A 9448-nucleotide genomic window follows, 5' to 3' on the forward strand; every position below is an offset into this window, starting at 1 on the left:
CGCCCGTCGCGCAGTCGGCTTCCGCGCATGGTCGCAGTGGGAGGAGCGGGTTCCGTTCCGGGTACGACGATCCGCTGACACGCGGATCGCCGGTGACCCTGCGGGGTCGTCGTCCGACTCTTCGTCGGCCGCGGTGCGACCCTGCGAGGGGAGGTGATCCCCTCACTGCTGGTCGAGTGGCCGCGGAGCGGCGTACCGAGAACCGCCGGGGACGAGGTCGGTGCGGATCGCGGGAGCAGGGCCTTTCGGGCGGGTCAGAGGCCCCGGGCGGAGACGACGGAGACCATGCGCTCGAGGGCGTACACGGGGTCGCGGGTGGCGCCCTTCACGTTGGCGTCGGCGTCGGCGACCGTCAGGATCGCGGTGCCGAGGCCCTCGCCGGTCCAGCCCTGCAGGTCGCGCCGGGCCCGGTCCACCTGCCACGGAGCGAGGCCCAGACGCGAGGCGACCTGGCCCGAGCCCTCGCGCGAGCCGGCGACCTTCGCCATGGTCCGCAGCTTGCTCGCGAACGCGGCGACGATCGGTACCGGGTCGGCACCGGAGGCGAGGGCGTGGCGGAGCCCGAGCAGCGCCTCGCCGTGACGGCCCGCGATCGCGGAGTCGGCGACGGTGAAGGCCGTGGTCTCGACGCGGCCGCCGTAGTACTTCGCCACGGTCGCCTCGGTGATCTCGCCGGTGACGTCGGACAGCAGCTGCTGGCACGCCGACGCGAGCTCGTCGAGGTCGTCGGAGAAGGCAGACACCAGGGCTCGGACGGCACCGGTGGTCGCCGTGCGGCCGGCGGTGCGGAACTCGGCGATCGCGAAGTCGACCTTGTCGCTCTCGCGCTTGAGCTCGGCGCAGACGATCTCGATGCCGCCGCCCGTGCCCGAGCGGATGGCGTCGAGGAGCTTCTTGCCCCGGTTGCCGCCGCCGTGGCGGAGCACCAGGGTCGCCCCGTCCGCGGGCGCCGAGAGGTAGTCGAGGGTCTCGAGGAGGAACGCGTCCGTGCACTTCTCGACGTTCGAGACGCGGATGAGGCGGGGCTCGTCGAAGAGGGACGGGCTCGCGAGCGTCAGCAGCTCCCCCGGCGCGTAGCCGCCGGCGTCGATGTCGCTGACCTCGAGGCTCGGGTCCTCGGCCCGGAGGAACTCGCGGAGGAAGCGCAGCGCGCGGTCGGCGAGGAACTGCTCCGGGCCGGTGATCAGCACGATCGGCGCCGGCCGGGTCTGGTTCCAGGCGAGCTGCGGGATCGCCGCCTTCGAGGGCGCTGCCTTCGCGCGCGCCGGGGCCCTGCCTGCCATGCCGTGTCCTTCCGTGCCGCGCCCGTCCGAGCGCCCTACACCCTACGGCCCGCTCACGGCGCCCCGAGGCCGCCGCGGGAGCCGTCGCGCCGCTCACCCAGACCGCGATCCCGTCGCTGCGGGACGCGAGCACGACCGTACCCTCGACATCCGACCTCAGCGCCTCGACCCCGCGCTCGGCCAGCAGAGCGAGGAGCGACGGATTCGGATGACCGTAGTCGTTCTCCGCCCCGACGGAGATCAGCCCGACGCTCGCGCCGAGCGCGTCGTAGAGGGCGGGCGACTGGTCGGCGGAGCCGTGGTGCGCGACCTTGACGACGTCGACCCGGCCGACCGGCAGTCGGGAGACGCGCCCCTGCTCCTGCTCGCCGAGGTCGCCCAGGAGTGCGACGGAGAGCGGGCCGCCGCGGGCGTCCGCGCCGATGTCGACCCGGAGGGTCACGCTCGCCTCGTTGCCCCGCAGCGCGCTCCGCCGCTCCGGCCACTCGACCCGCCAGCGCAGCGAGCCGAGCGCGCCGCTGTCGCCGCGGACCGCCTCCTGCACGGCGACCCCCGCGCCGGTGAGCGCCGCCCGGTCGCGCTCGTCGTCAAGGCCCGCGGCGGGCCCGACGAGCGCGGCGTCGGTCCGTCCGAGTACGGCCTGGAGCCCGCCGACGTGGTCGAGGTCGTAGTGAGTGAGAACCAGCAGCGGGATCCGGTCCACCCCCATCAGGCTGAGGCAGGCCTCGAGCGGTGCGGGCTCGGGCCCCGTGTCGACGAGCAGCACGCCCGCGTCTCCGCGGAGGAGGACCGCGTCGCCCTGCCCGACGTCGCACATCGCGACACGCCAGTCCTCGGGAACCGAGGCGGCGCGGAGGAGCGGCGTGGCGACGGTGGCGCCGCCGGCGGCGGCGATCGCGCACGCCAGCCCGACGGCGGCGATCCGGCGCACCCGCGCGAGCCGCGGTGACTGCGTGACCAGCACGAGGGCGAGCAGGGTCAGCACGGTGAGCGCGAGCGCTCCTCCCACTCCGGGCCACCAGGCGATCCTCGGGGCGGGCCACGAGTCGACGGCGCGGGCGATCGAGGCGATCCACCAGGCGGGGACGGCGGCGAGCCGGATCGCCGCGTCGGCGGCTCCGGGCCACCAGGGGGCGAGCAGGCAGCCGATGAGCCCGAGCCCGGTCGCGGCGGGTGCCGCGGGCTCGGCGAGCAGGTTGGCGAGCACTCCGTACACCGGCACCGACGGGTCCACGAGCAGCAGCACGGGCTGGCAGGCGAGCTGCGCCGCGGTCGGCACCGCGAGCAGCAGGGCGAGAGGCCGGGGAAGCACCCGACCGAGAGCGCCCGCGATCGGCTCGGCGAGCAGCAGGAGTCCGGCGGTGGCGAGGACGGACAGCACGAAGCCGAGCCTCCCCGCGATCGAGGGGTCGGCGGCCACGAGGAGGACGACGGTCGCGAGCAAAGCGGGCACGGCCGCTCCGGAGCGACGCCCGAGCCGCGCGAGGAGGACCACCGTCGCCATCACGGCGGCCCGCACCACGCTCGGCTCGGGGGTCACCAGCACGACGAAGCCGGCGAGCAGGGCGAGGGCGGCGACGGTCCGGAGGCGGCGCCCTGCGCCGAGGAGCGCCGCGATCGTCCAGCCGGCGACCACCACCACGGCGCAGTTGGCGCCCGAGACGGCGGTCAGGTGGGTGAGCGACGCGGTGCGCATCGCCTCCTCGAGCCCCGCGTCGAGCGCGGACGTGTCGCCGGTCGCGAGGCCCGGCAGCAGACCCGCCACATCGCCGCCGACCAGCGCCGCGCGTTCGAGGAAGCGCGAGCGCAGCACCTCCGCGACGGCCGCCGCTCCCCCGGGACCGCGCCGGTCCTCAACGGACGCCGCTCTCAGCATCGTCGCCTCGCCGACGGGCCCCTCCTGCGCGGCAGCACGCGCCTCCAGGTCGAGCTCGGCGCCCACGGGCAGACGACCGCCGGGATCGGCGAGCAGCACGCGGACGGGGGCCGCGGTCGACGCGTCTCCCACCCGCAGCGCCGTCGCGTCGAACCACACTCCCCCGGTCGCGAGCGGTCGGGCACCCGTGTCGACGCGCACGGTGACCGGAGTGAGGGCGCGATCCTCCTGGGCCTCCCGCAGCGACGCCGGGTGGCCACCGGGCGCCGCAGCGACGACGGAGGTGAGGGCCAGGGCGGCACCCGCGCCCGCGACGAGCACCGCTCCGACCAGCCGCCCGCCGAGACCGCGCCGGAGCAGGACGCACGCCGCCCCGAGGAGCACCCAGCCCGCGGCGCACCACGAGAGGCCCCCGTCGAGCACTGCCGCGACCGGCAGCATCCCGGCCGCCCACGCGGTGGTCCACGCGGCCACCGCTGCCGGCAGGAGCCGCAGGTCCGCCGCCCGCACGCTCCTCACGGCGCGACCTGGTCGCGGAACGCGGCGAGCGTCTTCTCGCCGATCCCGGGGACCTCGAGCAGCTGGTCGACAGAGGAGAACGGGCCGTTCGCCTCCCGGTGGGCGACGATCTTCTTCGCGGTCGCCGGGCCGATCTCGGGCAGCTCCTCCAGCTGGGCGGCCGTCGCCGTGCTCAGGCTCAGCACGGATCCGGCGGCGGAGGCCCCTCCCGGAGCGGATCCGCCCGGAGCCGCTCCCGCCGCGGCCGGCGCCGCTCCCACGGCCGGCACGACGATCTGCTCGCCGTCGACGAGCCTCCGGGCCAGGTTGACCGCCGCGCGCTCCGCCGACTCCTGGAACCCTCCGGCGGCGGCGACCGCGTCCGCCACCCGCGCCTCCGGCGACAGGACGTACAGCCCGGGAGAGGCGACCTCACCGGCCACGTGCACGTACAGCGACTCGACCACCGCAGCAGCGGGCGCGCTCGTCGACACGGCGGGCTCCAGGACCCGCTCATGACCGCTCGACCGCGCTCCCGCGAGCAGCACCGCGACCACCGCGGCGCCGATGACGAGCACGACCGCCGCTCCCACTCCCACGCGCCAGCGCGGGCGGGCGCGCCGAGGCCGCAGCAGCGCCGTCAGCTGCTCGTCGTCCGTCCCGCTGGTCTCTGGCATCCGCCGACGGTAGGACCCGTGTCCCCGCCCGGCGCGGCCGCCGACACCGATCCGGGGACAGCCCGCCGGATCGCCTCCCTGTGGAGGAGAGAGCAGCACCGGCGCAGGACGCCCGACGGGGCCCCTCCCGCGAGAGGAGGAGCCCCGTCGGGACGGATCGGCGGCTAGACCGCCTTCGTCACCAGGTTCACCAGGCGCGGCGCCCGCACGATCGCCTTCACGACCTCGCGGCCGACGAGAGCCCGGGCGACGCCGGCCGTGGCCCGCGCCTTCTCCTCGAGCTCGTCGGAGGAGATCTTCGGCGAGACCTCGAGCCGGTCGCGGACCTTGCCGTCGACCTGCAGGATCGCCGTGACCTTCTCCTCGACCAGCAGCGACGGGTCGGCCTTGCGCCACAGCGCGTGCGCGACGGCGCCCTCGTAGCCCAGACGGTGCCACATGTCCTCGGCCGTGTACGGCGCGAACAGGTTGAGAGCCATCGCGACCACCTCGACCGCCTCGCGGACCGCGGGGTCCCCGGCCCCGGCACCCGAGTCGACGACCTTGCGGGTCGCGTTGACGAGCTCCATCAGCCGCGCGACCACGACGTTGAACTTGAACGCCTCGATCAGCGACGGGGACTCCGCGAGGAACCGGTGGGTCTGGCGGCGCAGAGCCGCGTCGCCCGACTTCCACTCGACGTCGGGCCTCGAGGTGACGTCCTTCGCCAGGCGCCAGGCGCGGGCGAGGAACTTCGCGCTGCCGCCGGGCGAGACGTCGGCCCAGTCGATGTCGTCCTCGGGCGGGCCGGCGAACGCCATCGTCAGGCGCACGGCGTCGACGCCGAACTCGTCCAGCTGGTCCGAGAGGCGGACGATGTTGCCCTTCGACTTCGACATCGCCGCGCCGTCCATCTGCACCATGCCCTGGTTGAGCAGCGCCGTGAACGGCTCCGTGAACGACACGTAGCCCAGGTCGAACAGCACCTTGGTGATGAAGCGCGCGTACAGCAGGTGCAGGATCGCGTGAGTCACGCCTCCGACGTACTGGTCGACGGGCGCCCACTTCTCGGCGAGCTTCGGATCGAAGGCCTGCGTGTCGTCCTTCGGCGAGAGGAAGCGGAGGAAGTACCACGAAGAGTCGACGAAGGTGTCCATCGTGTCCGGGTCGCGGCGCGCGGGCGAGCCGTCCACCGGGTGCGGCACGTTCACCCAGTCCTCCGCCGCTCCGAGCGGCGACGAGCCCTTCGGCTGCAGGTCGAGGCCGTCGGTGGAGGGCAGGACGACGGGCAGCTGGTCCTCGGGCACCGGCACGAGCTCGCCGTCGGCTCCGTGGATGATCGGGATGGGGGTGCCCCAGTAGCGCTGACGGGAGATCAGCCAGTCGCGCAGGCGGTAGTTCTTGGCCGAGCGGCCGCGGCCGCGCTCCTCGAGCATCCTGATGACGCGCTCGATGGCGGTGCGCTTGGAGAGCCCGTCGAGCGGCCCGGAGTTGATCAGGCGGCCGTCGCCGGTCAGCGCCTCGCCGGTCGTGGCGGGGTCGAGCGAGTACTCCTTCTCGAGCGCGGCCAGCTCCTCCGGGTCCTCCGGGATGACCGGGATCGCCCCGGTGACGGAGGCGTTGGTGTCGACGACCACGCGCACGGGCAGGTCGAAGGCGCGGGCGAAGTCGAGGTCGCGCTGGTCGTGCGCGGGCACGGCCATGACGGCTCCGTGGCCGTAGTCGGAGAGGACGTAGTCGGCGGCCCAGATCGGCAGCCGCTCGCCGTTCACGGGGTTCACCGCGTAGCGGCCGAGGAACACGCCGGTCTTGGGGCGGTCGGCGGTCAGGCGCTCGATCTCGCTCGACTTCTGCACCGTCTCGAGGTAGCTGCGGAACGCGTCGCGGATCGCGGGCTCGGAGCCCTCGACCAGCTCGGAGGCGAGGTCGGAGTCGGGCGCGACGACCATGAAGGTCGCCCCGTAGAGCGTGTCGGGGCGCGTGGTGAAGACGGTGACGCGCTCGTCGCGGCCCTCGATCTCGAACTCGACGTCGGCGCCGATGGAGCGGCCGATCCAGTTGCGCTGCATGGCGATGACCTTCGACGGCCAGGAGCCCTCGAGCTGGTTCAGGTCGTCGAGCAGGCGGTCGGCGTAGTCGGTGATCTTGAAGTACCACTGCGTGAGCTTCTTCTTGACCACGACCGCGCCGGAGCGCTCGGAGGTGCCGTCCGCGAGGACCTGCTCGTTCGCCAGGACCGTCTGGTCCACCGGGTCCCAATTGACCCAGCTGTCCTTGCGGTAGGCGAGGCCCTTCTCGTACATCTTGAGGAACAGCCACTGGTTCCACTTGTAGTACTCGGGGTCGGAGGTGTGCAGCACGCGGTCCCAGTCGAAGGACGCGGCGTAGCGCTTCATCGAGCGCTTCTGCTGCTCGATGTTGTCGTAGGTCCAGGTGACCGGGTTCAGCCCGCGCTTGATGGCGGCGTTCTCGGCGGGCAGGCCGAAGCTGTCCCAGCCGATCGGGTGGAGGACGTTGAAGCCCTGCTGGCGCCAGTAGCGCGCGATCACGTCTCCGAGCGCGTACGCCTCGGCGTGGCCCATGTGCAGGTCGCCCGAGGGGTACGGGAACATGTCGAGCACGTACTTGCGGGGGCGCTTGTCGTCGGGGTCGTCCGTCGCGAACGGGCGCGTCTCCTCCCAGATCGGGAGCCACTTCTCCTGGAGCGCTCGGAAGTCGTAGCGCTCCTCGTCGCTCGCGCCGGTCTGCCGGGAGGTGTCTTCTGCCACAGGTGCTTCTCACTTCTGAAGGAGGGGGAGAACGCGCACGCGTGGGTGGCTGCGTTCGACCATCAACCCTACTGGCCCCGCGCGCACGGCAGACGAACGCGGCGCCCGCTCACTCCTCGGCGGCGCCCAGCACCGCGAGGAGCGCCCGCGCCTTCAGCCGCGTCTCCTCGACCTCCTCCTCCGGCACCGAGAGCGCGGTGATGCCGCCGCCGGTCCCCAGGCGGGCGCGCTCGCCGTCGAGCACGAGGGTGCGGATGGTCATCGCGAGGTCCAGCGAGCCGTCCGAGCCCAGGCGGCCGAAGGCGCCGGAGTAGACGCCGCGGGGACCGCCCTCCCACTCCCGCAGCAGCTCCACCGCCCGGCGCTTGGGCGCTCCCGTCATCGAGCCGGCCGGGAAGAGGGCGGCGATCAGCTCGGCGATCCCGACGCCCGGCGCGCGGCGGGCCGAGACCTCGCTGACCAGCTGGTGGACGTGCGGGTAGCTCTCCACCTCGAGCAGGCGGTCGACGACGACGGAGCCGGGGGCGGCGATCCGGGCGAGGTCGTTGCGGACGAGGTCCACGATCATCACGTTCTCGGCCCGCTCCTTCACGCTCGAGACGAGCTCGTCCCGGAGCGCGCGGTCCTCGTCGGCGTCCCGGCCCCGGGGGCGCGTGCCCTTGATGGGATGCGTGGCGACGCGTCCGTCGGCCCCGCCGGTGAGGAACCGCTCGGGGGAGGCGCTGACGAGCGCGAGCGGGCCGAGGCGGATCAGCCCGCCGTGATGGCTCGGGCTGGAGCGGCGGAGGCGACGGTACGCCTCGACCGGATCGAACCGGCCCTCGACGACGATCTCGTCGGTGAGGCAGAGCTGGTAGGCGTCCCCCGCGCGGATGGCCTCCTGGCAGCGGCCGATCAGCGCCGTGTACTCGGCGGCGGAGTGGCGGCGGACCGGGTCGCCGGCGGGCTCGGGATCCGCGGGGTCCGCGGGTGCGGGCGCGCCGACGAGCTCGAGCAGGCGCGCGGTGAGCTCCTGCACGTCTCCCGTGGCGACCAGGCGGACGGTCCGGGTGCCGTGGTCGAACTCGAGCACGGGGTCGCCCCGGAGAAGGGCGAGGGCCGGCGGATCCGCGGGGCCGGTCGGCGCCGAGGGCAGGGAGACGGAGGCGGCTCCCGCCTCGTAGGAGATCCAGCCGTAGCGGCCGAGCGCGCGGTCGCCCGCCGGGGCCTCGTCGTCGACCGCGGCGAGCGCCGCCGCCACGTCGCCGCCGGCCTCGACGAGGAGCACGTCCCCGCGGGCGCACGCGCCGAGGTAGGAGCGGCCGCTCGTCGCTCCGAGGCCCGAGTCGAGCCAGAACGACGCCTCGGCCGTGGCGAACAGGGCGTGGTGCGCGAGCTCCGGATCGACCCAGGGCAGCTCGATCGAGCGGACGTGCCGATCCTCCGAGACCACTGGGCTAGCGTAGGCGGTCGTGGACGGCGAGCAGGTTCGGGAGTGGGACGGGCGGGCCCTGACGAGCGTTCCCGAGCCGCCCGGCACCTCCCTGGACGCGGCCGACTCCTGGCTGGTGGACGAGGGCCGCGTCCGCGGGCTCGACCTGCACCGCGAGCGGTTCGCCGCCTCCGTCGCCTCGGCGGGCGGGCACCCGGACGTCGAGGCGTTCCTCGACGCCGCGATCGCCGCCCTGCCCCGCGAGGGCCGGTCCTTCCCGCGCGTCGAGCTCTCGGGAGGCGCCCTGCGGCTCCGGCTGCGACCCGCCCCGCCGACGACCCGCTCGGTGGTGCTGTGGACGAGCCCGGTGGATCCGCGCCGGACACCCTCCTGGAAGGGGCCGGACATCGCACGTCTTGCCCTCCTCCGCACGCGCGCGCACGCCGCGGGAGCGGACGAGGCCGTGCTGCTCGACGCCGACGGCGCCGTCATCGACGGAGCGAGCAGCGCGATCCTGTGGTGGCTGGGCGATGCGCTGGTCGTCCCTCCGGCGACGAGCACCCGCGTGCGCAGCGTGACGGCCCGCACGGTCTCGGTGCTCGCCGGCGCGCTCGGCGTGGACGTGATCGAGGCCCCGGCCGAGCCGGAGTCGGTGGAGGGCCGTGAGGTCTGGACGGCCAACGCCCTGCACGGTCTCCGGCTGGCGACCGCCTGGGTGGACGGACCGGCGCTCGCCGCGGAGCCGGGTCGCCTGGACGCCTGGCGGAAGCGGCTGGACGCTCTCAGGCGGCCCCTCCCGGCGCTCTGACCCCGCGGAGGACCTCAGCTCCCGCGCGTCCCCCAGACGGAGGGCCCCCTTTCCGGTCGCACTCGGGCGTCGGCCGTGCGAGCATCGAGTACCCCCTCTCCCGGCCCCCGCCGGCCACTCGAGAAAGTCCTGCGATGACGCGTTCCCC

5 protein-coding genes and 1 pseudogene are annotated in these 9448 nt (G+C 74.4%); 1 reads left to right on the forward strand and 5 read right to left on the reverse strand.

The window, feature by feature from the left end:
* Window positions 1–254 precede the first annotated feature (254 nt).
* From holA to pabB, 5 genes and pseudogenes are all read right to left on the reverse strand, one after another.
* The gene (holA, locus tag C5C25_RS15755; RefSeq protein WP_104225645.1) at window positions 255–1283 is read right to left on the reverse strand and encodes a DNA polymerase III subunit delta; all 1029 of its coding nucleotides are present in this window, start codon (window positions 1281–1283) and stop codon (window positions 255–257) included.
* Window positions 1284–1896: 613 nt separating this feature from the next.
* Window positions 1897–3600: pseudogene (locus C5C25_RS17010) on the reverse strand (ComEC/Rec2 family competence protein); the annotation flags it as partial.
* 74 nt (window positions 3601–3674) lie between these two features.
* Window positions 3675–4334, reverse strand: coding sequence for a ComEA family DNA-binding protein (locus C5C25_RS15770; RefSeq protein ID WP_104251142.1), 660 nt, complete (start codon window positions 4332–4334; stop codon window positions 3675–3677).
* Between the two features lie 164 nt (window positions 4335–4498).
* The gene (gene leuS / locus C5C25_RS15775) at window positions 4499–7081 is read right to left on the reverse strand and encodes a leucine--tRNA ligase (protein ID WP_104251143.1); all 2583 of its coding nucleotides are present in this window, start codon (window positions 7079–7081) and stop codon (window positions 4499–4501) included.
* A gap of 109 nt (window positions 7082–7190) precedes the next feature.
* Window positions 7191–8513: an aminodeoxychorismate synthase component I gene (gene pabB, locus C5C25_RS15780; RefSeq protein ID WP_104251144.1), complete on the reverse strand. Its 1323-nt coding sequence runs from the start codon at window positions 8511–8513 to the stop codon at window positions 7191–7193.
* A 19-nt stretch (window positions 8514–8532) separates the two neighbouring features.
* Between pabB and C5C25_RS15785 the strand changes: the two genes are divergently transcribed.
* Window positions 8533–9300 carry an aminotransferase class IV gene (locus tag C5C25_RS15785; protein ID WP_258069440.1) on the forward strand — a complete coding sequence of 256 codons (768 nt, stop codon included), beginning with the start codon at window positions 8533–8535 and terminating at the stop codon, window positions 9298–9300.
* Window positions 9301–9448 lie beyond the last annotated feature (148 nt).

This window comes from Rathayibacter sp. AY2B9 (assembly GCF_002931595.1).
Taxonomy (GTDB): Bacteria; Actinomycetota; Actinomycetes; order Actinomycetales; family Microbacteriaceae; genus Rathayibacter.